The organism is Priestia sp. P5_B4 (genome assembly GCF_056400385.1).
Genome location: NZ_JBFULJ010001423.1, coordinates 1 through 626, shown reverse-complemented (window position 1 = coordinate 626; position 626 = coordinate 1). Strand labels below are relative to the sequence as shown.

Sequence of the window (626 nt, the reverse complement as noted above, 5' to 3'; positions counted from 1 at the left end):
CAAGAGTTTCTGGTATGTTGACTAGAGATATATAAAACCTATACTGAGGAGATGAGTGCTAGTTGTATTCTTGGAGAGTAACGAAATATAACCCCTTAAAAAGAGATAATAATGGTTACTTTCTCAATGATGAATGGACTTGTTTTTCTGAAGTAGGAATAAATGTAGAGATGGATGAATATTTGAAAGTGGAAAAAAAGTATATTAATGCCGTTATAACCTTCATGAATGAAATGAATATCAACAAACTTTATATAAAAGGGTTAGAACAATGGTCTGAAGATATAGAAGCTCAAAATGCAACTGAGTTCATATCAAAATTATGGATAGGACAATGGATAAGTATTCAAGAAGTAAAAAAGCTAGTAAAATTAACATTACGAAATGCAGTATGGTGTAAATTAGAGTTAGGAAATCAGTTCTTTGTCCATTTTGGCTATGATTATTATATGTACATAGGAACCTCTCAAAAATGTTTTAATGCTTTAGAAAAAGTAGTTTTAACAGGTCTCCATGTTGAGATGGTTGATTCCCCTTATCTATAACTTTGAAAAAAAATTTCTCAAATGTATGTTATATAAAGAATATTAGTTAATTAGCAGTCTTTGTTACTATTCGTCTAGAAT

At 29.4% G+C, this 626-nt stretch carries 1 protein-coding gene; it reads left to right on the top strand.

Annotation, left to right across the window (positions count from 1 at the left end):
* The first annotated feature begins 62 nt into the window (after nt 1-62).
* Complete coding sequence (locus tag AC1DRF_RS31365) at nt 63-545, top strand: hypothetical protein (RefSeq protein ID WP_171779118.1); 483 nt, start codon at nt 63-65, stop codon at nt 543-545.
* Nucleotides 546-626 lie beyond the last annotated feature (81 nt).